Here is a 23,948-nt window from a genome sequence, read left to right as displayed (position 1 = left end):
GTAATCCGCGTCTGACGGGGCCTTTAGGCCAGCCTGGATTTAGTGGCTGTGGCCGTGGTCATCTTCATCGTCAGCCGGCTTTTCGACGACGAGTGCCTCGGTGGTCAGGACCAGCGCGGCAATGGATGCGGCGTTCCGCAGTGCGGAGCGGGTGACCTTGACCGGGTCAATGACGCCGGCTTCGATCAGGTTGCCGTATTCGCCCGTAGCGGCGTTGAAGCCGTTGTTGACTTCCAGCTCGCCAACCTTGGACACAACAACCATGCCCTCGGCGCCGGCGTTTTCAGCGATCCAGCGCAGCGGCTGGGCCAGCGCGCGGCGGACAAGGCCAACGGCAGTGGCGGCGTCGCCGTCGAGCTTCGCAACCTCGGAATCGGTGTCCAGGGCACGGGCCGCGTGAACCAGGGCGGAACCGCCGCCGGCTACGATGCCCTCTTCCAGGGCAGCACGCGTCGAGGACACTGCGTCCTCGATGCGGTGCTTCTTTTCCTTCAGTTCAACTTCGGTTGCAGCGCCAACCTTGATCACGCCGATGCCGCCGGAGAGCTTGGCAAGGCGCTCCTGGAGCTTCTCGCGGTCCCAGTCGGAATCGGTGCGCTCGATTTCGGCACGGATCTGTGCCACGCGGTCGGCAACGTCGGCTTCGGAGCCGGCGCCGTCCACAATCGTGGTGTTGTCCTTGGTGACGGTGATGCGGCGGGCCGAACCCAGCACCTCCAGGCCAACCTGGTCCAGCTTCAGGCCGAGGTCCGGAGACACAACCTGGGCACCGGTCAGGGTGGCGATGTCCTGCATCATGGCCTTGCGGCGGTCGCCGAAGCCCGGTGCCTTGACGGCAACCACGTTCAGCGTGCCGCGGATCTTGTTGACCACCAGGGTGGAGAGGGCTTCGCCATCCACGTCTTCGGCAATGATGAACAGCGGCTTGGAGGCCTGCAGGGCCTTTTCCAGCAGCGGCAGGAATTCGGCAACCGAGGAGATCTTGCCGGAGTTGATCAGGATCAGCGCGTCTTCGAGGACGGCTTCCTGGCGCTCGGCGTCGGTGACGAAGTACGGCGAGAGGTAACCCTTGTCGAACTGCATGCCCTCGGTGATGACCAGTTCGGTGGACGTCGAGGATGACTCCTCGATGGTGATGACGCCGTCCTTGCCGACCTTGTCGAACGCTTCGGCCAGCAGCTGGCCAACTTCCTCGCTCTGCGCGGAGATGGCTGCCACGTGCGCAACCTGGTTGCCTTCAACTTCCTTGGCGTTTTCCAGCAGGCGTGCGGCCACTGCTTCAACAGCGGTTTCGATGCCGTGCTTCAGGGCACCGGGAGCCGCGCCTGCGGCTACGTTGCGCAGGCCTTCCTTGACCAGTGCCTGGGCCAGGACCGTTGCGGTGGTGGTGCCGTCGCCGGCAACATCGTTGGTCTTGGTGGCAACTTCCTTGGCCAGCTGGGCGCCAAGGTTCTCATACGGATCGTCGAGTTCCACCTCGCGGGCGATCGTGACGCCGTCGTTGGTGATGGTGGGTGCGCCCCAGGTCTTGGCGAGCACCACGTTGCGGCCGCGCGGGCCGAGGGTGACCTTGACGGTGTTGGCGAGCTTGTCGACACCGGCTTCCAGTGAACGACGGGCGGAGTCGTTGAACTCCAACTGCTTTGCCATGTGCGTGTCCTTTCGAGAACTACATCTACAAAAGAAGACCCCGGCCGAATCTGGCCGGGGTCTTCAAAGACTTACTTGACGACGATGGCCAGCACGTCGCGTGCGGAGAGCACCAGGTATTCCTGGCCGCCCTGCTTGACCTCGGTTCCGCCGTACTTCGAGTAGATGACGACGTCGCCTTCAGCAACATCGATCGGCACACGGTTGCCGTTGTCGTCAACGCGGCCGGGGCCGACTGCTACGACTTCACCTTCCTGGGGCTTTTCCTTAGCGGTGTCCGGGATAACCAGGCCGGAGGCCGTGGTCTGCTCAGCTTCGAGCGGGCGAACAACGATGCGATCCTCAAGGGGCTTAATAGAGACCGACACTCGGGCTCTCCTTTGCTTAGTTACTAACGGGTTTGTGGACCGTCGGTAGGCGCTTGCCGTCGTCGCGGGTGCCGGTGGGCGCTTCCCTCAGGAATTAGCACCCTCACATGGGGAGTGCTAGCTCCGACTTTATGCAACGGTTAGCACTCGGTCAAGGCGAGTGCCAACAAAGTCTGCAAGATTCTCCTTCGAGGCCAGGGCAGGGCCACCGGCCCGATGAACGGACGTTACCCAAAGGCCTTCATGTAAGTTGCTTAGCCTTGCCTAACAAGATAGTTTTCAATGGCGCGCGAAATTAGCAAACGATTTTGTGACCTAATGGCGGAGGCATCCGCCGGCAGGCCAAACCGAAGAGATCATCTGGAGCACCCCCAAAGTGAAGACCACCCTCAAGTCCCGGCTGCTGGCCGGAACCGCCCTGGTTTCCCTGCTCGCTGTAAGCGCCTGCGGCCAGGAGACCGACGCCGCCGCTGAACCCGCAGCCTCAGAGTCGACCACCGTCACCGTGGAGCACACCCAGGGCACCACGGAGGTTCCCGTGAACCCGGAGGTCGTCTACACGTTCGACCTCGGTGCACTCGACACCCTCGACGCCCTCGGCATCGAGGTTGACGGCGTCCCGGCAGCAAACTTCCCCGAAAGCCTCTCCAAGTACGGCTCGGATGACTACGCCAAGATCGGCAGCATGAAGGAACCGGACTTCGAGGCAATCAGCGCCGGCGCTCCGGACCTGATCATCATGTCCGGCCGCACCGCCGACTCCTACGAAGAGTTCTCCAAGATCGCCCCCACGATCAACCTCAGCACTGACGCTGCGGATCCCTGGAACTCCTTCATCTCCAACACCGAGATCATCGGTGAGATCTTCGGCAAGGAAGCCGAAGTCGAGGAGAAGCTCGCCGCGCTCGACTCCAAGGTCGAAGAAACCAAGGCAACCGCAGCCGACGCCGGCAACGGCCTGATCATCATGACCAGCGGCGGCGAAATGACTGCTTACGGTGCAGGGTCGCGCTTTGGCCTGATCCACGACGTCCTTGGTGTTGCCACGGCTGCTGACATCAAGTCCGAAGCCCAGCACGGCGAATCCGTGTCCTTCGAATATGTCGCCGAGATCAACCCGGACAACCTGTTCGTCATCGACCGCGACGTCGCAGTCGGCAACGCCGGTGAAGTAGCCTCCGCGGTGCTGGACAACGAGCTTGTCATGGGCACCAAGGCTGCCAAGAACGACCGCATCACCATGCTCGATTCCTCCAGCTGGTACCTGGTGGGCTACGGCCTGAACAACGTTGACGCCATGGTCAGCGCTGTCCAGGACGGCATCTCCTAACCGTCCCCTTACCTGCTAGATCCTCGCTGGCCGGGACCGCCTTCGGGTGGCCCCGGCCAGCGAGGGAGACGGAACCCTCATGACAACACAGATCAGCCCCGCAGCTCCGGCCACTGCCGGGGCCGCTGCCGTATCCGGACCACGACGGCGGGTCCCCGGCCCGGCAGTCATGCTGGTCCTGGGCGGCGCCGCCGTCCTTCTGCTCGCCATCGTGAGCATGTTCGTGGGGGTCAGCGATGTTTCCCTGTCCTCGCTGCTGGCCGGGGACGAACACGCCTGGAACATCTTCTGGGTCAGCCGGGTGCCGCGGACACTGAGCATCATCCTCGCCGGCATGGCGCTCAGCGTGGCCGGGCTGATCATGCAGCTGATGGCGCGGAACAAGTTCGTTGAACCGTCCACCGTGGGCACCATCGAATCTGCATCCCTGGGCATCCTCGTGGTGACGGTGCTCATTCCCGGCGCTTCGCTGTTTATGAAAATGTCCACGGCAACCCTCTTCGCCGTGGCCGGCACCGCACTCTTCCTGCTGATCCTGCGCCGCATTCCGCTGCGCAACACCCTGATCGTGCCTCTGGTCGGCATCATGCTGGGCGGTGTCATTGCCGCCGTCACCACGTTCTTCGCCTACCGGTTCGACCTGCTGCAGACGCTGAACTCCTGGATGACCGGGGACTTCTCCGGCGTGCTGCGCGGACGCTACGAGCTGCTGTGGATCGTGGGCGCCCTGACCCTGATCGGATTCCTGGCTGCGGACCGGTTTACGGTTGCCGGCATGGGCCAGGAATTCACCACCAACCTGGGCCTGAACTACAACCGCGTGATGACCCTGGGCCTGATCATCGTGTCCCTGATCAGCGCCGTCGTGGTTGTCAGTGTGGGTTCCGTGCCGTTCCTGGGACTGATCGTCCCTAACCTTGTCTCCCTGCTCGTAGGTGACAACGTCCGCCGCGCCATTCCCTGGGTCGCTATTTTCGGTGCGGGCTTTGTGCTCGCCTGCGACATCATCGGCCGGACCATCCGCTACCCCTATGAAATCCCCGTGGGCGTGATTGTTGCCGCCGTGGGCAGCGTCCTGTTCCTCTACCTGCTCCTTCGAAAGCGCTCCGCCCGTGCCTAGTTCCCCCACCAGCGTCCTGCCCTCGGCGATGACGGTGCAGCGCCGCCGTCCGGTGCGAAACCTCTCCCCCAGGTTCTGGATCATTGCCCTCTCCGTTGTGGCCGCAGCCCTCGTCGCCGTTTTTATGACCATCGAACTGCGCGGAAACATCGGCTATGTTCTGCCGCGCCGCGCCATCAAGGTGGGCTCGATGATCCTGGTGGCTTACGCCGTCGGGGTTTCCACCGTGCTCTTCCAGACCGTGACCGCCAACCGGATCCTCACGCCGTCGATCATGGGCTTCGATGCCCTGTACGTGCTGATCCAGACCGTCCTGGTGTTCACCTTCGGCGGCGGGCTGGTGCTTTCCATGTCCGAGCCCCTGCGCTACGGAATGGAAGTCGCCCTGATGGTGGGCTTCTCCTTCCTGCTCTACCGCTGGCTCTTCACCGGCGGGGGCAAGTCCCTGCACCTGATGCTGCTGGTGGGCATTGTCCTGGGAACGATGTTCCGCGGCATGTCCTCCCTGCTGCAGCGGCTGATCGAGCCAAGTGAGTTCATCATCCTGCAGGACCTGTTCTTCGCTTCCTTTAATAATGTGGACGGCGCGCTGCTGGGGTATTCGCTGATTGCCGTGGCGATCGTCAGCGTTCCGGCCTGGCGGATGCGGCACTCACTGGATGTGATGTCCCTTGGACGGGACACCTCGATCAATCTGGGCGTGAACCACAAGCGCTCGGTGACCGGCGTCCTGGTGATCTGCTCGGTCCTGGTTGCCGTCTCCACCGCGCTGGTTGGCCCGGTTACGTTCTTCGGGCTGCTGGTGGCCTCGCTGGCCTACCAGCTGTGCTCCCACTTCTCCCACAAAGCAGTGGTTCCCATCGCCGTCCTGCTGGGCATCATCGCCTTGGTCGGCGGCCAGCTGGTCCTCGAACGCATCTTCGCCTTCGATACCGCGCTGAGCATTGTCATTGAATTCGTTGGCGGGATCGTCTTCCTGATCCTGCTCCTGAAAGGCTCCCTCAAATGATCCAGGTCACCGGCGTCACCAAGACCTACGGTTCCACCGCAGTGGTGGACGGGGTGAGCTGCCACATCAAGGAAGGCGGTGTCACCTCAATCATCGGCCCCAACGGAGCCGGCAAGTCCACGCTGCTCTCCATCATCAGCCGGCTCCTGAAGTCCGACGCCGGTTCCGTCACCGTGGACGGCTTGGACGTCTCTGCCGCACCGGGCAAGGATTTGGCCCGCAAAATGGCCATCCTGCGGCAGGACAACCACCTCACCGTCCGGCTCACTGTGCGGGACCTGGTCGGTTTTGGCCGCTACCCGCACAACGGCGGGCGCCCGACGGCGGTGTGCCGGGAAAAGATCGAGCAGGCCATGGCCTTCCTTGATCTCACCGAGCTGGCCGACCGGTTTGTTGACGAGCTTTCCGGCGGCCAGCGGCAGCGCGCGTTCATCGCCATGGTGCTGGCGCAGGACACCGATTACCTGCTGCTGGACGAGCCGCTCAACAACCTGGACATGAAGCACTCGGTGGAGATGATGCGGCTGCTGCGGCGGCTCACCGATGAGCTGGGCAAGACCGTTGTCCTGGTCATCCACGACATCAACTTCGCCTCCTGCTATTCGGACGACATCATTGCCATGGCGGACGGCAAGCTGCTCCACCAGGGGCCGCCGTCAACGATCATGCAGCCGGAAGTCCTGAAGGACATCTACGAGATCGATATCCGGATCGAGGAGATCGAGGGCAACCGGATCGGCGTTTATTTCGCCTGATCCGCAGCTCAAGCGGCGGCTCCGGCTACCATCCGGACTTTTGGCCGTATCCATTCAGGACATCCGGAAGAGCCCCAGAAGCCCCGCACTTTCCACCGCGGCTGCGGGTCACAATGCTCTGGCAGCGCTCAACCGCGCCACGGCCTCCTCCAGGACGTCAGGCGCGCAGCCAAAGTTCAGCCGGGCATACCCCGCGCCCGCCGTACCGAACTTCAGACCGGGTTCAAGTGCCACTCGTGCCTTCTCCAGGGCATAAGCGGCCGGGTCCGTTCCCCAGCCCAGTCCACGCATGTCCAGCCAAGCCAAGTAGCTGGCGTCAGGGATCCGGTATCCCACTTCCGGCAGTTCTGCGGAGAGCAGCGCGCGGAGCAGTTCCCGGTTGGAACTCAGGACCGCCAGTACGCGGTCGAGCCATTCCTCCCCCTCCGCATACGCGGCGGCGGCGCCGTGCAGACCAAGAATCGAGGTCCGGAAGCCGACTTCCTCCGGCATTTCATCCAGCAGCAGCCGGGTCTCAGGGGCTGAGGCGATCATCAGCGCACACTTTGACCCGGCAATGTTCCATCCCTTGCTGGCCGCGGTGACGCAGACGCCGTGGGCACGGGCATCTTCGGAGACAGAAAGGAACGGGGTGAAATCCTTCGCCGTGTAGACCAGCGGAGCATGGATCTCGTCGCTGACCACAGTGGCTCCGTACTTGCCCGCGAGGCGGGCGACGGCGTCGAGCACCTCCCGCGAATGCACCAGGCCCAGGGGATTGTGCGGGTTGCACAGCAGCAGTGCCTTCGCACCGGTTGCGAACGCTGTTTCGAGTCCGTCCAGGTCCAGGGACCAGCCTGCGTCGTCCTGCAGCAACGGCACCTCGCGGATCGTTCCGCCTGCTTCCACCGGAAGATCGAAGAATGGCGGATAAACAGGCGGAGTGATGATGACTTCGTCACCCGGGTCGAGAACCTGCCGGAGGGTCTCCACGATGGCCACGCTGACGTCGGTTGTGGTCCGCACGTCCTCCGGGTCCAGTTTCCAGTTCCAGCGCCGCTGCGCAAAGCCTGCGAACGCCGGGCCCACCGGACCGGGCCCGGAAACGTAGCCAACGTCGGACGCTTCGATCCGCCCAATCATCGCGCGGGCCACGGCGGGCGCGAGGGGATAGTCCATTTCCGCTACGAACAGCGGCAGCACGTCACTGGGAAAGGTGCGCCATTTGGCGCTGGTGCGGCGGCGGAGGACATCCAGGGGTTCAAGTGCCAGCTCAGTCATGAGCCCAACCTACCTGCTGCCGGGGTCCGGGCAACCCTGGTCTGGCATGGCTGGCCGGCATTGTTGTGGACGTGCGGTCCGGCTTCAGCGCCAGCTGCCTTCAACGGCGCGGTGGATGATTTCCAGCAGAAGATCCCACACGTCACCTGCTTGTTCCGGCACAAGCCTGATCATCCCTTCAGATGCGGTTATCCGAAAATAACCGGCGTTGCCGGCGCTCAGCACGCTCAGCTGGCCGGTCCCATTCAGGCCCAGGTTCCACGCCGTCCACGGTGCGGACCAGAGACTCGCCGGGACCCCCGCCGGTGCAGGCTCCCGGGTTCCTGAAACCCGGCGGCCAAAGCTTTCCTCGGACATCAGGACAGGTTCAGCGGTCGAAGACCAGGACGGAGCCAGACCGGCCCATCCGGCCAGTTCCCCGGGCAGTGCGGCGGCGTCGCCCAGCCGCAGTTCGAACCTGTCCTGCGGCGGCTCACCGGACAAGGCAGGTGAAGGCCCGGCCCAGGCCAGGGCAGGTCCGCCACCCAGCCAGGCACGGACTCCCGTGGAAACCGCTCCGCCAACAGCGTGGAAATCGACAACGGATGCCCCCGTGCGGAGCGGCGCCACATACGCCAAGCCCCTGGATGTGAGGCGTCCTGCGTCCGTGAGCAGTCCCGCCCCCACAAGTTCAGCGACCGCAGCGCGGTTCCCCGAACGGTCGAACGGTCCCAGGCGGTCCCGCTTCGACATGGAGAGGAAGAGCTCACCGGCCGCGCGGGAGAGCACCGTGCCCGACACACGGTAGGGCTGGGTTTCCCGAAGGGGCACAACGTCCTCGACCGGTTCGCCGAACAGTTGGGTTGCCTGTGAATCCAGCCGTGGCTCCGCTGGTGCAACCGCACCGATGCCGGGATCCGCCGACGTTTCCGCCACAGGTTCCCGGCGCCTCAGCCCCGCCACCATGTGCTCGAACAGCGGACGCATACCGACGGACTGTTCCACGGCGTAGCTCGCTGTGGCTTCCACTGCGTCAGTTCCATCGCTGAACAGCCACCGGTCGGTGCACACAACCTGCCCCTCGGCCTCGCGGACGAACCGCTGCCGGCGTCCGTGTGTCGGTTCCCCTTCGGAGCCAGGTGACTGGGTCCAGAGGTCGTTGGCGAAGATGTATGTCTTCGGGAGCTGCAGTGTGGCTGCGAGCGCAGCAGTCGACAAGCGCGGCAGCGATTCAGCCACCCTCATTCGGCGGAGCACGAGATTGGGCCGGAAGTGCCCGCTGGGCACTGGAGGATGAGCGATAATCTCCGTGCCGCCCGGGCCGCTGGTGATGTCCCATTCCGGGGGACAGGGCAGCTCCATGCCCAAAACGCTGAGAACAGGAAGGGTTGTGCTCACGGCGTGTCCTGACCGCGGCGGGGCTCCGGGAGCGGGTCTCCGGGACGGGGCGCCGGGTGTCTGTCCTGCAGATATGTCCTGGCGAACAGGTCATCACCGGCGAGAATTCTCTTCCGTTCCTCCTGCATCCAGCGGGGCATCAGCCTGACTGGATACCAGAGGAAACCGAGGATACCCGCGGCCAGGAGAAGGTTGCTCACCAGAGCGGATAATCCCCCGAGCATTCCGTAGTCCAGTACCAGCGGCAGCAGCGGCAGGGTCGCGAGCCACAGCCCCAGCCAGGTGATGGCGAGGGAAGGGGTCCCCGGCACCAGCCGGTCCAGGCGAAGCCAGCCAAGCCACCTTTTCCGGTGCACCATGACGCCTGAGACGGCCAGGGCAGCCCCGCCGAGCACCAGCACTGCCGAAGGCAGGAGATCATTCACGACTTATCAATCCGTTCTATCGTTTCGCGGCCGTTTCGCGGCCGTTTCGCGGCCGGCCTCCCGGATCCATCCGCTGTCCGTGGTGTCGACTCTACCGGCGGTTCTAATTGCCCCAGAGCCGGTTCCAGCCAGCCGCTATGGCTTCTGCAGCAGCTTCGGTTCCTTCAGCTATCGCTTCCGCAGCCGCTACGGTTCCTTCAGCTATCGCTTCTGCAGCCGCTTCTGCTTCCTCGGCGGCAGACCCGGCAAGCTCTGTGGCAGTGTCCCAGCCTTGAACAGCCAATTCCTTGGTCGTATCCCAACCTTGTACAGCAATGTCTGCGGTGAAATCCTTGATGCTTCTTCCGTCGAAAAGGTCGAGGTCTGTGATCACGGAGATCCCCATGCCTACCCCAAATCCGACCGCTGTTCCAAGGGGCCCTCCGATGGCCGTGCCGATCATCGCGCCGGTGACACCGGCAGCAAAATCCACACCTGTTGAGGCTGCCGTCTGTACCGTCGCCATTTCCCTGGCCCGGCCCTCGAGCCTTTCTGCGTCCATACCGGGGTCTGCCCGGAGCAGCTCGTTGCGGTTCTGCCGAAGATTGTCCCCGTAAGTCACGCCGGTCATGGCCAGGGCACCGGCCCAGCCGACCCCCTTGATGAGTTTCAGGGATCCCGGCTGGTCTGCCCACTTGATGGATTCCGGCACTGCCCACCGGTTCGGGTTGGCGTCCACCCGACGGCGGTACGTTTCATCCTGGTTGTACATGGTGCGGTTGAGCGTGGGGCGCCACTCACGAACGGTCTCCACGACATTCGTCGTATACCAGAATCGCCTGGTGCTGCCGTAGTCCGGATGCCTCGGGTCCAGGACTGAAATACGCTCGCCGTCCCTGTAAAAAGGTGCAGCCCAGGCCGGAAGCTCCAGTGCGTCCACGGTCACTCTGGTTCGGGCCGTGTGCCGATCGCCGAACTCCTGGACCGTGCCCACAACCGCCGCGAACAGAGGACCGGCCAAGAAGGCCAGCGCCCCGCCCTCGTAACCGTCTACCGAGCGGAGGGCTGCCGCGCACTCGGTTTCCAGCTGTTCATGACGTCCGGAGAGGTACGTGAGGCGGCTTTGCAGGGATTCGCCCCGGGCAAAGTGAAATGCCTCAGCCGCAGGTTCATCGTCAGAGTTAACCGGCTCGGGTTCGGTCTGGTAGGCGGCCAGGTCGGTCAGTAAGGCTTCCTTGGCGGGCAGCAGTCCGCGCACCCCTTCGGCGAAGTCCGACAAGGCACTGCTCACGGCTTCGGTGGCTGCTTCCAGCAGTTCGGCCTGGGCCGTGATGGGGTCAAAGGCTACGAGGACATCAGCTCTCTCGGGCGCCTGGTAGCAACCGTCCAGGCCCTTCCATGTGGAGGACAAGGCGTCGACCGATTGTTTGAACGCTGCGCCTTTGGCACGAATCTCGCCGGCTGCACCATCCACCGCAGCGGGATCTGCCCAGCCGGCCAGGACTGCCTGGTGCCCGTTCACTGCATGCCTGCCAAACCGTGCGGAACTGCAGCAGCGGCATCTCTCGCGGACTGCGCCATGCCGGCGTCCCCATCCGTGTAGGCATTGAGCGCCGCACTGACTCCCTCGACGGCGCCGTAAATGCGGTCCTGGACCCCGCCGGCCTGAGGGAGCAGCAGCCGGCTCGTAATCTCTTCCAGCGCCATGGTGATGACGGTGCTGTTTACGGCCTGCACCGCGGACTCCATCCCGGTCCTCAGGGCGTCCGCTGCCTCGGCCGGACCGGTGTCCGATCCAACCTGGTTCAGGATGGACCGGCAGCCTGCCAGGTCAATGTCGTACCCGCTGACGGGCATTGCTTCCCCCTCCACAATCCTCGCGTGCCGCGGCTGCAATCCTCCGCGGCGGAGTCCCAAGCAACACTATGGACAGTTCGGTTACCTCCGCAATGGGGAGTTCTACCCATCGGATGCCGGCTGCAGGCGGGCGGCGGCTCTTCGGCTAACGGCCCGCACTCTCGAAGACTAGGCTTATTCCCATGCCCGATACCTCCCTTGCCCATGTCCTGACCCCCGAGGGATGGGCGCTGCTGAACTCTCTTGGCCCGTATCTTGAGTCCGAGTCCCTGAAACTGAACACCGAGCTGCGCAAGGCCGGGCATTCCCCCGAGCTGGTCGCCGCCGTCCTCACCCAGGCCAGGCTGCGGATGAAGGCCCGTGCGAAATTCGGACCGTTCGCAGAGCACATGCTGTTCACTCCTGCCGGCCTTGAACAGGCCACCCGCCTGAATGTTGCAGCCCTGCACGCCCAGCGCTATCAGGAAGCCAGACTGGAACGGGTTGCTGACCTGGGGTGCGGCATCGGTGCTGATTCCCTTGCCTTGGCCACGCTGGACCGCCAGGTCACCGCCGTCGAGCTTGATGAGATCACTGCCGCGGTGGCGACCATCAACCTCATGCCGTGGCCAGAGGCCAAAGTCGTCCAGGGAGATGCGGAGTCCTTCGACCTGACCGGGTTCGACGGCGTGTGGCTGGATCCCGCACGGCGTACCACGTCGACGTCGGGCACTTCCCGCATCTTTGACCCGGAAGCCTTCTCCCCTCCCCTGTCCTTCGTGGAGTCCCTCGCCGATCGCGGGATGCCCGTCGGAGTGAAGCTTGGCCCGGGGATTCCGCACGAATCGGTCCCTGCGGGCTGCGAAGTCCAGTGGGTATCCGTGGGCGGGGACGTTATTGAAGCCACCCTGTGGTTCAACGAACTCCGCCGTCCGGGCATTCGCCGCGCGGCATTGGTCATCGGCCCCAATGGTGCCGCGGAGCTGACCTCGCACGAAGACTACGTTCCAGGTGCACAGGACGTACGGACCGGCCCGGCTGAAGGCTATCTCTATGAGCCCGACGGCGCGGTGATCCGCGCGGGTCTGGTGGCCGACGTCGCGCGTTCCCTGGGCGGGCACCTGCTGGACCCGCACATCGCCTACATTGCCGCGCCGGAACTGGTGGAGACCCCCTTCGCCCGCGCCTACCGGATCCTTGAAGTCCGGCCCTACAACGTCAAGGCCCTCAAGGCCTGGGTCCGTGCCAACGGCATCGGGGTGCTGGACATCAAGAAGCGCGGCATGGCCGTCACACCCGAGGAGCTGCGCAAGCAGCTGCTTACCGGCTCAGGCAAGGGTCCGAACAAAGCCACCCTGGTCCTCACCCGGATCGGTGAGGACCGTGTGGCGATCGTTGTGGAGCCCGTTCCTTCGTCGGTGGACAGCTAGCTGCGGGAGAACTCGCTGGCTTCCCGCACCTGCTCGGGCGTTGGGCGGACTCCGGTGTAAAGCACAAACTGTTCCTCTGCCTGGATCGCGATGACCTCGGCGCCGGTGATGACCTTCTTCCCGGCAGCACGGGCGGCACGGATCAGCGGCGTCTCCGAGGGAAGGGCGACGACGTCAAACACCGTCTGCGCGGCGGCAATGGTTTCGTTTTCGTAGGACTGAATGTCCTCGTCGGCTCCTGCCATGCCCAGCGGTGTGACGTTGATGAGCAGGTCCGCGGTTGCATCGCCGGGTTCCGGGATCCAGTTGAATCCATAGAGGTCGGCGAGGGCCCTGCCTGTGCCTTCATTGCGGGCCACGATCGTGACACCGCCAAAACCGGCGTCGCGCAGTGCAGCCGCAACGGCCTTGGCCATACCGCCGGAGCCGCGCAGCAGCACTGAGTCGGCCGGGGAGACCTCGTGGTCCGCGAGCAGCCGTGCGATCGCGAGGTAGTCGGTGTTGTAGGCGGTGAGCACGCCGTCGTCGTTCACGATGGTGTTCACCGAATCGATCGCCGCCGCGGAGGGATCCATGCGGTCCACCAGGGCAATGACCTCTTCCTTATACGGCATTGAGACTGCCGCACCGCGGATGGGCAGGCCCCGGATCCCTGCCACTGCCTGGGCCAGGTCTGCGGGTGCAAAGGCCTTGTAGATGAAGTTCAGCCCCAGCTGCTCATACAGGTAATTGTGGAACCGGGTGCCGATGTTGCTCGGGCGGGCGGCCAGGGAGATGCACAGGGTCATGTCTTTGTTCAGGATCGGCATTGGTCCATTATGGCGTGCGGCACCCTCTGACGGAGCTTCCGCAGCGGGACTGAGCAGGCTGATGTCCGGGCTACGATTGAAGTCAGCTCTAAGAACGCAATGGTGCGGCACCGGAGACACTAACTTTCGCAGCGCACAGCAGGAGACGTATTGGATATTGAGTTCGCAGCATCACCGCAGTCGACCCTTGGGGTTGAGTGGGAACTGGCCCTGGTAGACCGGGAATCCGGTGAGCTGCTCTCGGTAGCCGATGAAGTCCTGCGGGCAGTAAATGCCAACGATCCGGACCTTAGCCCGGACGACGAGCACCCGCACATCAAACAGGAACTGCTTGAAAACACCGTTGAATTGGTGACCGGGATCTGCACCACCGTGGCCGAGGCCAAGGCTGATCTTGCCCGTTCCATGGCTGCTGTCCGCAGGGTCACCGATGAGATGGGTGTTGAGCTGTTCTGCGCCGGCACCCACCCCTTTGCCGTGCCGCGTTCCCAGCCAGTGACGGACAAGGAACGTTACGCCAAGCTCATTGACCGCACCCAGTGGTGGGGCCAGCAGATGCTCATCTACGGTGTCCACGTCCACGTCGGTCTGGACTCCCGGGACAAGGTGCTGCCGGTTCTCGATGGCCTGGTGAACTACTTTCCGCATTTCCAGGCCTTGTCTGCGTCCTCTCCGTTCTGGTCCGGTGACGATACCGGCTACGCCTCCCAGCGTGCACTCATGTTCCAGCAGCTTCCTACTGCGGGGCTGCCGTTCCAGTTCCGTTCCTGGGCCGAGTACGAGTCCTATGTGCAGGACATGTTCACCACCGGTGTGATTGATTCGATCAGTGAGATCCGCTGGGATATCCGTCCGGTTCCTGCACTGGGAACCATTGAGCTGCGTGTCTGCGACGGGCTATCTACGGCTACCGATATCGGAGCCATCGCTGCTCTGACCCAGTGCCTTGTAGATGAGTTCTCCACCATCCTGGACAACGGCGGAACGATTCCGACCATGCCCCCGTGGCACGTGCAGGAGAACAAGTGGCGGGCTGCCCGTTACGGGCTCGATGCGATCATCATCCTCGACGCCGCCGGCAACGAGAAACTGGTCACCGAGCACCTCCTGGAAGACGTTCTGCCGCGTCTTGCTCCCGTCGCGGAGAAGCTCGGCTGCAGTGCCGAACTTGCTGATGTTGCGGGCATTATCGAACGCGGTGCGGGCTACCAGCGTCAGCGCCGAGTTGCAGAGGCTAACGGCGGGGATCTGCGTGCAGTGGTGCACGACGGCGTCGCCCAGCTTCGCGGCGAGGGCTAGCCTTCCGAGTGTGGGCCGGGTTTCCGGGGCGAGGCTGGCTGTTCCAGGCCGAGTCGGGTTCAGGCCGGCCGAGCTTCCGGGGCGAGGCTAGGCGTTCCGGGCCGGGCCGAGCTTCCGGGGCGAGGCTAGGTTTCACGTACCCCCTCCCCCTTGGCCCCTTGGTGCCCTTGGCGCTCTGGCGCTCTGGCGCTCTGGGCCCCTATCTAGCAGACATCCCCGTTGTGTTCCCGGTTGGGATCGTCCGCTGACCAAAGACGTACGCCCCCTCCCCAGTCACCTATAGCGTTCCCATTACCCGGGATTGGTTGGATACACGGGTCTCTGTGCCCGTAGGCGCTGACGTGGAAGGTCCAAAAAGCAGGTAAATGACCGGTATTTGAGCGGCCTGAAAAGGGCTGATTTAGGCCCTGGAATGTCGGTGGCAGCTGAGAGTGTTAGGGGTATGAACCGCTCCTCGGACACCCCGTTTTCCCGGTCAGCTGACCGGGAAAGGAAGGGTGCGCCGGGTGGTGTTCCGGGTGCTGTCCGGGCCGGACAGGGTGGTTCCCCGGGTGCCGCCGATAGTGTTCCGGGTGCTGGCCGGGCCGGGCAGGATGATCCGGCCGCGCGTACCGACTTCCTGTCCTCGTCTCATCCTGACCCCGGTTTCCCCGTTCCTTCCGGCGAGGTGTTCTGCGCTGATCCTGCCTTGGTTGAAGACCATGCGCCCGAGTCGTTGCCTGAGGGTTTCGCCGGGCAGTTATCCCTCCGCGGTCCGGAGTCCCTGGGGTATGCGGAAACCGTGTCCGCGCTTGAGCGTCTGGGCATACTCATCTCCTGGGCGCAGGCCCAGCAGGCCCGTGTTGCAGCCCGGCTGGAAGTGCTCTTTGCCAGGGACATTACCGACGCCTCCGGACGTAAAGAACCCGCCCTGGCCATGAGCCTTGCCGCAGCCGAAGCCTCCACTGTCCTGAACATCCCGCACATGACCGCAATGCAGCTCATCAGCGAATCCACCCGGCTCTGCACCGACGCACCCCAGACTCTCGCCCGTCTGGCAGAAGGGAAAATCGCCCTCCAGCACGCCCGCATCATCCTCGAAGAGACCCAAAACCTCCCCACCGACATCCTCGAACCGCAGCCGGAACCGGAGACCTGCGCGGGTTCAGAAGACGCAGCCGCACCAACCGGCAACGGAACACCCCCTGACGGGGAGCCCGGCCAACTGGACCTCGGCCTCGAGGACCCAAGCACGCTGTTCGGGCAAACCGGGCCGGGCGGACCGCAGGGGCCAGGCGGACCGGAGGGGCCAGGCGGAGCCGGTGGAGCAGCCGGACCGGATGGGGCAGATGGAGTGCAGGATGGGCCGGGGGATGCAGCCAGCGCAGGCGATCGGGAGGCCAGTCCTGTCCTCACAGTCCGTGCTGCGTTCGAACGGGACCTGCTGGCAGCAGCCGAGGGCAGGACTGCTGCCGGGTTCGGGCGCCGTGCCCGCAGGCTGCGCGAGTCCCGCTTCCCCGATCTGATCCCCGTCCGGCACCGTGAGGCCAAGGACAAACGCCGTGTGATGTTCCAGCCCCTGCCCGATGGCATGTCCTGCCTCAGCGCGATCATCGCCGCTGAGAAGGGCCAGGCTATGTTCGCCGCGCTCACCGGTGCAGCGAAAGCCGGCAAACGAGCCGGAGACCCCCGCACCATGGACCAGCTCCGCGCAGACACCCTCACCGAACTGCTCCTCACGGAGCAGGCCGGCACACAGCCCACCGAGCCCGAGGACGCTCCACCCCCGCCCTCAGGGACGAGTTCCACAGGCACAGGTTCACCAACCGGATCCGGGACTGCAGACGGAGGGACTTGGGGAGGCGCCGCCGGTTCCCTCTACGAATCCTGCTGCGCCCCCGGCATTCAAACCCATGGCCTCGACCCGGCCGGCCACCGCCTGAGCGGACCAGATACCTCATCCATGGGCGCTGCCGGGGAAATCCCTTCCGCACCGGGCCGCACCGACGCCGCCGGTACCACCAGCACTGCCGCCGGTAACTCCAGACAGGACAAACGACCCCGCCGGGCCGAAAGATACCGGACCCAGAACCGGAACCGCACCAACAACCGCGACCGCTCCAAAGTCCGCACCGAAGTCATGGTCCTGATCAACGCAGACACCCTTGCCGGACTGGACGAAAACCCGGCAGAACTCAACGGCTACGGACCCATCAGTGCCGAGACTGCACGCTCGATGATCCTCGAGGCCCTGCACTGGACACCCCTGCTTCAGGACCCGGCTACCGGTGAAATCCTCACCGTGGGACGGACACGGCGTATCCCTGCAGGACTCAAACGCTGGCTCCAGGCCAGGGACGGAACCTGCAGGTTCCCCGGCTGTTCAGTAAATGTCACCCACGCAGAGATCGACCACACCACCCCGTACGCGCGCGGTGGACCAACAGACCACACGAACCTGGAACACCTCTGCCCCAAGCACCACCGGTTCAAAACCCTCGGCCACTGGAAAGCACGCCAACCAGAGGCCGGAACCATCGAATGGAACTCACCCACCGGCCGCACCTACACCACCGACCCCACACTGGGATACCTGCCGAGTCCACGAAATCTCAGGCCATCGGATCCCCGCCCCGAAACCACGCCCCAACCGCCAGACGACGATCCGCCACCCTTCTAGCCCCCGTAGGTCCAAGCCGTTCCAGCTGGCTCTCCCTCGACGCCGAAGGAAAGGGTCAGTCTCGGGCAAGTCCCTTCGATGGATAGGTCCGCTTAGCGGAGCGGCCAGCAACATCAGAGCCGGCGGGCGGCAGACCGGAGGGACGATGGCTGCGGCGGGCCGGGGTATCAGTCAGGAGGAGGCGGCGTCAGCGCGGACCGGGAGCTCAGGCCCCCGCAGCACAACAGGGCCGCGGCCGGCTAGTAGCGGCCGGCTCCAGGCTCCCGGCTAGCAGCGGCCGGCTCCCGGCTCCCGGCTAATGGCTCCCGGTTAGCGGCAGCCGGCCCCCGGCTCCCGGTTAGTGGCAGCCGGCTAGTAGCCTCCGGCTCCCGGCCCCCGGTTAGTGGCAGCCCGGCTCCGGGCTCCCGGCCCCCCGGCTCCCGGTTAGTGGCAGCCGGCTCCGGCTCCCGGCTCCGCCAACCGCACCAGCCGCAAGACGCAGGCCGCAAGACGCAAGACGCAAGTGCCCCAGCATCCAGCTAGGCAGCAGGAATGTGAATGCTGGTCACAGGCTGCGAGGGATCCGGAGTGAAGTCCACACCGGAAGGCTCCCCACCAGCCATGACAATCTGCGCGCCCAAGGCAGCAACCATCGCACCATTATCAGTACACAAACGGATAGGAGGAACACGAAGCGAAATCCCGGCAGCAGCACAGCGCTCGGCAGTCAGCTCACGAAGACGGGAATTCGCAGCAACACCACCACCAAGCAGAAGATTCGTAATCCCCTGCTCAGTACACGCCAGAACAGCCTTGGACGTAATCACGTCCACAACAGCTTCCTGGAACGAGGCAGCAATATCCGCAACCGGAAGCTCCTGGCCGGCAGCTTCATACTGCTCCACACAACGGGCAACAGCAGTCTTCAAACCGGAGAAAGACCAGTCATACCGGTGCGGGCCCGGAGCCTGCACAGTACCCATGTACTTCGGCTGTGTCAGTCCACGGGGGAAACGGATAGCCTTCGGATTCCCCTGCCGTGCAAGCTTGTCGATAGCCGGGCCACCTGGATATCCCAGACCCAGAATCCGGGCAACCTTGTCATAGGCCTCACCCGCAGCATCATCAATAGTGGAACCGAGCAGCTGCACGTCCGAAGTCAAAGACCCAACCCGCAGGATCTCGGTATGCCCGCCGGAAACCAGCAGCGCACCAAGGTTCTCCGGAAGCTTGCCGCCGTCAAGAACGCCAACGCCCACATGTGCCACCAGATGATTGATGGCATACAGGGGTTTGCCCGTGGCCACAGCCAAAGCCTTCGCCGCGCAAACACCAACCATCAACGCTCCGGCCAGACCGGGACCGGAAGTCACGGCGATCGCATCGACGTCGTCGAGCGTCACACCGGCCTCGTTCAGGGCCTGACGCAGCGTAGGGACAAAGGCATCCAGATGCGCACGCGAAGCGATCTCCGGAATGACACCGCCAAAGCGGACATGCTCCTCCATCGAGGAAGACACGGCATTGGTCAGCAGCGTATCGCCGCGGACAATTCCCACACCCGTCTCATCGCAGGAGGATTCGATGCCAAGCACCAAGGGAGCGGTGCGGTTCATTGGACGTCCTTCACAGGGTTGGATTCGCGCGCCGGAGCACCGTGCCAGGAGGAGAGCTCCAGACGCATAATCAGGGCATCCGCGCCATCCCGGTAATACCGCGGACGGACATGGATCTGTTCAAAGCCGAACCAGCGGTAAAGCCGCTGTGCCCGGGGATTGTCGGCACGCACTTCGAGCAGCACATCATCTGCACCTCGCCGTTTCGCCTCCTCAACGAGGGTGGCGAGAAGCCTGGAGCCCGTACCGGCACCTTCATGGGCGCTGTCCACGGCAATGGTCTGCACATCCGCGATGGGCAGCACACACATGAGCCCGGCATACCCGATCACCGCGCCGTCCGGTCCCTCTGCCACATAGTAGGAACGGGTATCGCGCTGGCGCAGTTCGTCGTAGAACATCTCAGTAGGCCAGGCATCTACAGGGAACATCGCCTTCTCCAGCGCGTCCACAGCAGGAATATCGTCCTCGGTCATCGCCCGGATCACGGCGGCCTGTCCGCTCACAGTGCGCGCTTCCGCGGGCCGGGCACCTTCGCATCGGATTCGCGCAGGTAAAGCGGCAGGTCCGGAAGCAGCTCCAAACCACGGACCAGGCGTACGACGGCGGTGCGGCCAAGCGCTTCAGCCGTCGGCTGGGCAGCGGCAAAGTCCTGCACAGTACGCATCACGTCCGGGTAGAGGCCTGCACCTGCACCATAGGCAGGCAGCCCCGGAACCTCGGACGGAGAGCAGACATGGGGGCCCTCAAGGAGTTCGGCAGTGCCGCCGGTACTGCGGTAGCGGGCCCAATAGACCTCTTTGCGCCGGGCGTCAGTGGCCACAACGAACTCATCAACCCCGGCCCTCCAGGCATCCAGGGCGGCGTCCACGGCGATAGCGTCCAGGCTCATGACGCCGTGCAGCGGCTTGTTCCATGCGAACGCGAGCGTGCGTGCGGTGGCTATGCCCGACCGCAGTCCCGTGAAGGGCCCGGGGCCTACCCCGGTGACTATTGCATCGACCTGTCCCCCGGACACACCGGCATCGGCGAGCAGTTTCTGGATGCCCGGTGCCAGGACCTCGGCATGGGATCTGGTGTCTTCGGTAGCGAAGGCCGCAAGCGTCTCTCCCTCACCGGTCAGGAGCGCCGCACTGGCAATGGCGGATGTATCGATGGCGAGGATAAGCACGGTGTCCAGTTTACGCGCTCGGCGGATGGGCCCTGAGCTGGACGGGCATCAGGACGGTCACAGGGAACGGGCCTCAGGACGGTCACAGGGAACGGTCACAGGGAACGGACATCAGGGCGGTCCCAAGGCGGGCCTCAGGAAACGGTGAACCCTTTCGTCATCCCGGCTCTTCCCTGGCCTGCTCGGCAGATTTGACCCAGCCGGGCACCATGAACCGCGGAAGCCACACCAGGCTGACCAAAAAAGTCCAGATCCCGCCGAGCATGACCGCGAGGAGCACCCCGAGGATCGGCTTGGGGAGGGAATCTGCGTCCACATCCCACAGGAGGGTACCCGTGAGCAGGCCAATGCCTCCGTAGAGCAGGCCCAGGGCGGGGTAGGCCTTCACCCGCGGCAGGAGACCGGGATGTCCCACCCAGGTGCCCCACCGGCCCGTGTGGGCTCGCCATCCCATGACGAGCACCACCACGCTCAGGATGAGCCCCGCAAAGATTCCCATGGCGTGATCCCGGATGTCCGGTTAGGGAGCCAGCACAGGGGCTTCTGCCCAGCGTGGACCATACCCGGCGATTCGGATGGTCCGTTCTTCGTCGTCGTCCTCCGCCGAGAAGTCGGTGACCAATTCGCCGGTTCCGGCCGATTCTCCGCCGGTGGCACGCTGCAGGGTGACTTCAAGGCGGCTCTCGGAGAGATGCTCCACCAGTCCGTGCCCCCACTCCACCACCGTGACTGAAGAGTCCATGGTGTTTTCAAGATCGATGTCGTCGATCTCCGCAGCAGACCCCAGCCGGTAGGCGTCCACGTGCACCAGGTCAGGGCCGGTACCCAGAGCGGGATGGATGCGCACCAGCACGAACGTCGGGGAAATGATCCCTGCCCGCACGCCAAGGCCTTCGCCGAGACCCTGGGTGAAGGTGGTCTTCCCTGCGCCCAGCTCCCCCGTCAGGAGCAGCAGGTCACCGGAGCGCAGTGCGCCGCCAAGGGCGCGGGCGAGTTCCTGCGTTTGCCCAGCGCTGGATGTCTTGTACTCATGCTCCCAGGCCGGAGCTTCGAACTCGGCTGTCACGGCAGCGCCGCTTCGGAGTCCGGATCGAGGGATACAGCGGGTTCCGCAGTTCCTGAGTCCACATAGCTGCGGGTCACCCGGCCGCTGATCCGAGTAATGATCTCGTAGTTGATGGAACCGCTGGCCTGCGCCCACTCGTCCACGCTCGGGTATCCGGCAGGCCCGAAGAGAACCGCTTCCTGTCCCAGGAACGAGTCAGGGGTTCCGGCCACACCAATGCGGCCAAGGTCGATAACCATCTGGTCCATGGCGATGCGGCCCACCACCGGGAAAACCTCGCCGTTGACCATGACCGGGCCTCCGGTGGCGACGCGGGGAATACCGTCTGCGTATCCCACCGGCACCAGTGCCAGTGTGGTGGGTTCAGCGGTGCGGTAGTGCAGTCCATAGGAAACACCCTGTCCCGCCGGGACTTCCTTGCAATTGGCAATGGTGGTCTTGAGCGTCATGGCCGGGACGAGTCCCAGCTCCTGGGCGCTCTGGCCCGGGAACGGGGACAGCCCGAACATGCCGAGCCCTACACGCACCAGGTCGAAGTGCGAATCCGGCCGGGAGAGCACAGCCGGTGTGTTGGCGATATGGCGTACCTCGTGGTCCACGCCTGCGTCCTCTGCCACGGCCACAGCCTCGCGGAACTTCTGCAGCTGCTGGTCTGTTTCCAGCCTGCGCGGCTCGTCAGCTACTGCCAGGTGGGAGAAGATGCCAACCACCCGAAGCAGGCCGTCTTCCTGGTAGGCCAGGGCAGCACCAACGAAGGACTCCCACAGTTCTTCCGGACAGCCGTTGCGGCCCAGCCCGGTATCGATCTTCAGGTGAACCCGGGCCGGTACTTCCAGTTCGCGGGCAGCGGCCACCACGGCTTCCAGCTCCCAGCCGGAAACACCGATGTCGATATTGGCAGCGATGGCGGCGGAGAAGTCGCTGTCTGCGGTGTGCAGCCAGGCCAGCACAGGTGCCGAGATTCCCGCTGTGCGCAGGGCAAGGGCTTCGGAAATGTGTGCCGTCCCCAGCCAGGAGGCTCCGGCGTCGATCGCCGCGCGGGCTACTTCCAGCGCTCCGTGTCCGTAGGCGTCAGCCTTGACCACCGCCATGAGGCGGGCGGGCTTGGCGATTTCGGCAAGGTGGCGGACATTGTGCCGGATCGCGGCGAGATCGACGACGGCGCTGCGCTCCGCCGCGGGGACAGTTTCGAGGTAATTCACGGGTCCATTCTTTCACTGCGGACCCGGCAGGGAATCACAGGCCGGGATCCGCGAGGTGCTTGTGCATGATGTGCAGGCCGGTGAAGCCGTGAACTGGATGCGCGAAGGCGTCCGGAACTGTGGCGAGGATCCTGAACCTCAGGGACTGCCACAGCGCCACGGCGCGCTCGTTTGTCTGGACAACAGCGTTGAACTGCATGGCACGGTAGCCCTGGCTGGCTGCCTGGTCCAGCACATGGGCGGCGAGCGCCCGGGCCACTCCACGGCCGCTTGCCCACGCCGCAGACATAAACGATGCGTTGGCCACATGGCTGCCCGCGCCGCCCCGGTTGGGGTGCAGCTGGGCGGTACCGAGGATCCGTCCGGCTTCCTCGGCAACGTAGACGTACGCGGGACGCGGCTCAAGCCAAACGTCCCGCGCGGCTGCTTCCGTTAGGTCCCGGTCCCAGCAGTACGTCTCGCCGGCGCGGACAATTGGCTCCATCAGTGCCCAGATGCCCGGCCAGTCTCCTTCCGCGGCTTCCCGGATCGCTATTCCCAAAGTTCGGCTTAGGCGTCGAGGGCGGCGGCCCAGAGGTTGATGTCCGAGTCCTGGGCAAAAGTGTCGATGTCCGCCAGTTCCTTGTCCGTGAAGTCAAGGTTCCGCACCGCCGCCAGGCTGTCTTCAAGCTGCTTGACGCTGGATGCTCCGACCAGCGCCGACGTGATGGAATTGCCGTTCCGCTGGGGCCGGAGCACCCAGGCGATCGCCATCTGTGCCAGCGTCTGGCCGCGGGACTCGGCAATGCGGTTCAATCCGCGCACCCGGTCAAGGTTCTCGTCCGAGAGCTGCGACGGGTCGAGTGACTTCCCGGCGGCGGCGCGGGAATTCTCCGGAACACCGCCGAGGTACTTGTTTGTCAGCAGGCCCTGCGCGAGCGGTGAGAAGGCGATGGACCCCGCACCGGTCTCTTCCAGGGCCTGGAACAGGTTCGGTTCGCCCTGCTCCACCCACCGGTTGAGCATGGAGTAGGAGGGCTGGTGGATCAGCAGCGGCGTGCCCATCTCCCGCAGGATGCTGGCAGCCTCAATGGTCTTCTCCGCAGAGTAGGAGGAAATGCCCGCGTACAGTGCCCTGCCGGAACGCACAGCCGTATCCAGCGCCCCCATGGTCTCCTCGAGCGGTGTCTCGGGGTCCGGTCGGTGGCTGTAGAAAATGTCCACGTAGTCCAGTCCCATGCGCTCCAGCGACTGGTCCAGGCTCGCCAGCAGGTACTTCCGGGAACCCCAGTTGCCGTAGGGGCCCGGCCACATGTCGTAACCGGCCTTGCTGGAAATGATGAGCTCATCGCGGAAGGGCCGGAAGTCGTCCTTCAGGTGCCGGCCGAAGTTGGTTTCCGCACTGCCGTAAGGCGGGCCGTAGTTGTTGGCCAGGTCGAAGTGCGTGACTCCCAAGTCGAAGGCCCTGCGCAGGATGGAGCGCTGGGTTTCGAACGGCACGTCGTCTCCGAAGTTGTGCCACAGGCCCAGCGACACTGCGGGCAGGTGCAGTCCGCTGCGGCCAACACGGCGGTAGGGCATGGAGTCGTAACGGTCTTCCGCGGGAGTAAAGGTCATGGCTCCATCCTG

The 23,948-nt window shown here is 64.5% G+C and carries 24 protein-coding genes; 7 read left to right on the top strand and 17 right to left on the bottom strand.

The annotated features are described in order from the left end of the window. Nucleotides 1–39 precede the first annotated feature (39 nt). The gene (gene groL / locus ABFX29_RS08545; RefSeq protein ID WP_152226556.1) at nt 40–1,650 is read right to left on the bottom strand and encodes a chaperonin GroEL; all 1,611 of its coding nucleotides are present in this window, start codon (nt 1,648–1,650) and stop codon (nt 40–42) included. A gap of 71 nt (nt 1,651–1,721) precedes the next feature. Beyond that, a complete protein-coding gene (gene groES, locus ABFX29_RS08540; protein ID WP_055239413.1) occupies nt 1,722–2,018 on the bottom strand; it encodes a co-chaperone GroES in 297 nt (98 codons plus the stop codon). 376 nt (nt 2,019–2,394) lie between these two features. Here groES and ABFX29_RS08535 point away from each other — a divergent pair, with 376 nt between their 5' ends. From ABFX29_RS08535 to ABFX29_RS08520, 4 genes are all read left to right on the top strand, one after another. Beyond that, entirely contained in the window at nt 2,395–3,348 is a 954-nt protein-coding gene (locus ABFX29_RS08535) for a siderophore ABC transporter substrate-binding protein (protein WP_152226554.1), read from the top strand. Between the two features lie 79 nt (nt 3,349–3,427). Continuing rightward, nucleotides 3,428–4,468, top strand: coding sequence for an ABC transporter permease (locus ABFX29_RS08530; protein WP_170287721.1), 1,041 nt, complete (start codon nt 3,428–3,430; stop codon nt 4,466–4,468). Continuing rightward, nucleotides 4,461–5,477, top strand: a complete 1,017-nt coding sequence (locus ABFX29_RS08525; protein ID WP_476726876.1) for an iron chelate uptake ABC transporter family permease subunit — start codon at nt 4,461–4,463, stop codon at nt 5,475–5,477. The genes ABFX29_RS08530 and ABFX29_RS08525 overlap by 8 nt, the downstream gene beginning before the upstream one ends. After that, nucleotides 5,474–6,232 carry an iron ABC transporter ATP-binding protein gene (locus ABFX29_RS08520; protein WP_152226552.1) on the top strand — a complete coding sequence of 253 codons (759 nt, stop codon included), beginning with the start codon at nt 5,474–5,476 and terminating at the stop codon, nt 6,230–6,232. Before ABFX29_RS08525 ends, ABFX29_RS08520 begins: the two co-directional genes overlap by 4 nt. A gap of 108 nt (nt 6,233–6,340) precedes the next feature. Here the strand turns inward: ABFX29_RS08520 and ABFX29_RS08515 are convergent, their stop codons facing one another. From ABFX29_RS08515 to ABFX29_RS08495, 5 genes are all read right to left on the bottom strand, one after another. After that, a complete protein-coding gene (locus ABFX29_RS08515) occupies nt 6,341–7,492 on the bottom strand; it encodes a MalY/PatB family protein (RefSeq protein ID WP_152226550.1) in 1,152 nt (383 codons plus the stop codon). An 84-nt stretch (nt 7,493–7,576) separates the two neighbouring features. Then, nucleotides 7,577–8,869: a hypothetical protein gene (locus tag ABFX29_RS08510; RefSeq protein ID WP_152226548.1), complete on the bottom strand. Its 1,293-nt coding sequence runs from the start codon at nt 8,867–8,869 to the stop codon at nt 7,577–7,579. Further along, nucleotides 8,866–9,294 carry a hypothetical protein gene (locus ABFX29_RS08505; RefSeq protein WP_152226546.1) on the bottom strand — a complete coding sequence of 143 codons (429 nt, stop codon included), beginning with the start codon at nt 9,292–9,294 and terminating at the stop codon, nt 8,866–8,868. Before ABFX29_RS08505 ends, ABFX29_RS08510 begins: the two co-directional genes overlap by 4 nt. Before the next feature lie 103 nt (nt 9,295–9,397). Then, a complete protein-coding gene (locus tag ABFX29_RS08500) occupies nt 9,398–10,795 on the bottom strand; it encodes a hypothetical protein (protein WP_152226543.1) in 1,398 nt (465 codons plus the stop codon). Next, nucleotides 10,792–11,130 (bottom strand): DUF6507 family protein, encoded by a 339-nt coding sequence (locus ABFX29_RS08495; RefSeq protein WP_152226541.1) that lies wholly within the window; start codon nt 11,128–11,130, stop codon nt 10,792–10,794. Before ABFX29_RS08495 ends, ABFX29_RS08500 begins: the two co-directional genes overlap by 4 nt. Nucleotides 11,131–11,312: 182 nt before the next feature. Here ABFX29_RS08495 and ABFX29_RS08490 point away from each other — a divergent pair, with 182 nt between their 5' ends. Beyond that, entirely contained in the window at nt 11,313–12,539 is a 1,227-nt protein-coding gene (locus ABFX29_RS08490) for a class I SAM-dependent methyltransferase (protein ID WP_152226539.1), read from the top strand. On the opposite strand, the gene ABFX29_RS08485 is transcribed toward ABFX29_RS08490, so the two are convergent. Further along, entirely contained in the window at nt 12,536–13,348 is an 813-nt protein-coding gene (locus tag ABFX29_RS08485; protein WP_152226537.1) for a shikimate 5-dehydrogenase, read from the bottom strand. The genes ABFX29_RS08490 and ABFX29_RS08485 overlap by 4 nt on opposite strands. A gap of 150 nt (nt 13,349–13,498) precedes the next feature. Here ABFX29_RS08485 and ABFX29_RS08480 point away from each other — a divergent pair, with 150 nt between their 5' ends. Continuing rightward, nucleotides 13,499–14,647, top strand: a complete 1,149-nt coding sequence (locus ABFX29_RS08480; RefSeq protein ID WP_152226534.1) for a glutamate--cysteine ligase — start codon at nt 13,499–13,501, stop codon at nt 14,645–14,647. A 475-nt stretch (nt 14,648–15,122) separates the two neighbouring features. Here the strand turns inward: ABFX29_RS08480 and ABFX29_RS08475 are convergent, their stop codons facing one another. Then, on the bottom strand, nt 15,123–15,281 hold the full coding sequence (locus ABFX29_RS08475; RefSeq protein ID WP_170287720.1) for a hypothetical protein: 159 nt from the start codon (nt 15,279–15,281) through the stop codon (nt 15,123–15,125). Nucleotides 15,282–15,335: 54 nt separating this feature from the next. Between ABFX29_RS08475 and ABFX29_RS08470 the strand changes: the two genes are divergently transcribed. Continuing rightward, nucleotides 15,336–17,306 carry an HNH endonuclease gene (locus ABFX29_RS08470; RefSeq protein WP_152226532.1) on the top strand — a complete coding sequence of 657 codons (1,971 nt, stop codon included), beginning with the start codon at nt 15,336–15,338 and terminating at the stop codon, nt 17,304–17,306. 518 nt (nt 17,307–17,824) lie between these two features. On the opposite strand, the gene tsaD is transcribed toward ABFX29_RS08470, so the two are convergent. The 8 genes from tsaD to mgrA form a co-directional block, all read right to left on the bottom strand. Continuing rightward, the gene (gene tsaD, locus ABFX29_RS08465) at nt 17,825–18,901 is read right to left on the bottom strand and encodes a tRNA (adenosine(37)-N6)-threonylcarbamoyltransferase complex transferase subunit TsaD (protein ID WP_152226528.1); all 1,077 of its coding nucleotides are present in this window, start codon (nt 18,899–18,901) and stop codon (nt 17,825–17,827) included. Then, entirely contained in the window at nt 18,898–19,377 is a 480-nt protein-coding gene (gene rimI / locus ABFX29_RS08460; protein ID WP_152227321.1) for a ribosomal protein S18-alanine N-acetyltransferase, read from the bottom strand. The genes tsaD and rimI overlap by 4 nt, the downstream gene beginning before the upstream one ends. A gap of 26 nt (nt 19,378–19,403) precedes the next feature. Continuing rightward, nucleotides 19,404–20,072, bottom strand: coding sequence for a tRNA (adenosine(37)-N6)-threonylcarbamoyltransferase complex dimerization subunit type 1 TsaB (tsaB, locus tag ABFX29_RS08455; RefSeq protein ID WP_152226526.1), 669 nt, complete (start codon nt 20,070–20,072; stop codon nt 19,404–19,406). 157 nt (nt 20,073–20,229) lie between these two features. Continuing rightward, complete coding sequence (locus tag ABFX29_RS08450; protein WP_152226525.1) at nt 20,230–20,571, bottom strand: hypothetical protein; 342 nt, start codon at nt 20,569–20,571, stop codon at nt 20,230–20,232. A 21-nt stretch (nt 20,572–20,592) separates the two neighbouring features. Next, entirely contained in the window at nt 20,593–21,138 is a 546-nt protein-coding gene (gene tsaE, locus ABFX29_RS08445) for a tRNA (adenosine(37)-N6)-threonylcarbamoyltransferase complex ATPase subunit type 1 TsaE (protein WP_152226522.1), read from the bottom strand. Further along, nucleotides 21,135–22,340, bottom strand: coding sequence for an alanine racemase (gene alr / locus ABFX29_RS08440; protein ID WP_152226520.1), 1,206 nt, complete (start codon nt 22,338–22,340; stop codon nt 21,135–21,137). Before alr ends, tsaE begins: the two co-directional genes overlap by 4 nt. A 34-nt stretch (nt 22,341–22,374) precedes the next feature. Then, nucleotides 22,375–22,881, bottom strand: a complete 507-nt coding sequence (locus ABFX29_RS08435; RefSeq protein ID WP_338079109.1) for a GNAT family N-acetyltransferase — start codon at nt 22,879–22,881, stop codon at nt 22,375–22,377. Nucleotides 22,882–22,889: 8 nt separating this feature from the next. Then, nucleotides 22,890–23,936 carry an L-glyceraldehyde 3-phosphate reductase gene (gene mgrA, locus ABFX29_RS08430; protein WP_152226518.1) on the bottom strand — a complete coding sequence of 349 codons (1,047 nt, stop codon included), beginning with the start codon at nt 23,934–23,936 and terminating at the stop codon, nt 22,890–22,892. Nucleotides 23,937–23,948: the final 12 nt, after the last annotated feature.

This window comes from Arthrobacter gandavensis (genome assembly GCF_039528575.1).
GTDB lineage: Bacteria > Actinomycetota > Actinomycetes > Actinomycetales > Micrococcaceae > Arthrobacter_B > Arthrobacter_B citreus_B.
The sequence above is the reverse complement of the archived record's forward strand: the minus strand, read 5'-3'. Positions and strand labels throughout refer to the sequence as shown.

What these genes read in the sequence shown, in the direction of transcription:
- ABFX29_RS08450 (WP_152226525.1), bottom strand. Translation starts at nt 20,571, where the DNA reads ATGGGAATCTTTGCGGGGCTCATCCTGAGCGTGGTGGTGCTCGTCATG.
- tsaD (WP_152226528.1), bottom strand. Translation starts at nt 18,901, where the DNA reads ATGAACCGCACCGCTCCCTTGGTGCTTGGCATCGAATCCTCCTGCGAT.
- mgrA (WP_152226518.1), bottom strand. Translation starts at nt 23,936, where the DNA reads ATGACCTTTACTCCCGCGGAAGACCGTTACGACTCCATGCCCTACCGC.
- ABFX29_RS08530 (WP_170287721.1), top strand. Translation starts at nt 3,428, where the DNA reads ATGACAACACAGATCAGCCCCGCAGCTCCGGCCACTGCCGGGGCCGCT.
- rimI (WP_152227321.1), bottom strand. Translation starts at nt 19,377, where the DNA reads ATGACCGAGGACGATATTCCTGCTGTGGACGCGCTGGAGAAGGCGATG.
- ABFX29_RS08520 (WP_152226552.1), top strand. Translation starts at nt 5,474, where the DNA reads ATGATCCAGGTCACCGGCGTCACCAAGACCTACGGTTCCACCGCAGTG.
- ABFX29_RS08515 (WP_152226550.1), bottom strand. Translation starts at nt 7,492, where the DNA reads ATGACTGAGCTGGCACTTGAACCCCTGGATGTCCTCCGCCGCCGCACC.
- groL (WP_152226556.1), bottom strand. Translation starts at nt 1,650, where the DNA reads ATGGCAAAGCAGTTGGAGTTCAACGACTCCGCCCGTCGTTCACTGGAA.
- ABFX29_RS08485 (WP_152226537.1), bottom strand. Translation starts at nt 13,348, where the DNA reads ATGCCGATCCTGAACAAAGACATGACCCTGTGCATCTCCCTGGCCGCC.
- ABFX29_RS08495 (WP_152226541.1), bottom strand. Translation starts at nt 11,130, where the DNA reads ATGCCCGTCAGCGGGTACGACATTGACCTGGCAGGCTGCCGGTCCATC.
- ABFX29_RS08475 (WP_170287720.1), bottom strand. Translation starts at nt 15,281, where the DNA reads ATGAGACGAGGACAGGAAGTCGGTACGCGCGGCCGGATCATCCTGCCC.
- ABFX29_RS08490 (WP_152226539.1), top strand. Translation starts at nt 11,313, where the DNA reads ATGCCCGATACCTCCCTTGCCCATGTCCTGACCCCCGAGGGATGGGCG.